The organism is Chitinophaga sp. RAB17, from assembly GCF_052114225.1.
Classification (GTDB): Bacteria; Bacteroidota; Bacteroidia; order Chitinophagales; family Chitinophagaceae; genus Chitinophaga.
Map to the genome: position 1 here is coordinate 1 of NZ_JBFREI010000064.1, position 390 is coordinate 390.

A 390-nucleotide genomic window follows, 5' to 3' on the forward strand; every position below is an offset into this window, starting at 1 on the left:
TCGGTAACAGTTACCCATGTAGGTTTACCTACCACAGACCAGGTGCCTTTTGCTCCATATTCAGTAGGCTTGTTAGCGGCCATGGTGAAGATAGAGTCGTTACAATGTAACTGATCAACGCCTGCTTTCGCAATTGCTGGTACATCATAGTTCGTCAGCAACACAGTGTCGGTAGTAGCGGCGCAAGTACCATTAGAGATAGTCCATACCAGTGTAGCAGTATGACCCGCCAGTACTTTAACTTTTGTAGTATTTAAAGTGGTATCGGTAACAGTTACCCATGTAGGTTTACCTACCACAGACCAGGTGCCTTTTGCTCCATATTCAGTAGGCTTGTTAGCGGCCATGGTGAAGATAGAGTCGTTACAATGTAACTGATCAATATTTGCT

1 protein-coding gene is annotated in these 390 nt (G+C 44.6%); it reads right to left on the bottom strand.

All coding sequences use genetic code 11. The features are described from left to right. Positions 1 to 390, bottom strand: a 390-nt coding sequence (locus AB4Z08_RS35870; protein WP_441578582.1) for a hypothetical protein, incomplete at both ends; no start/stop codon positions are given.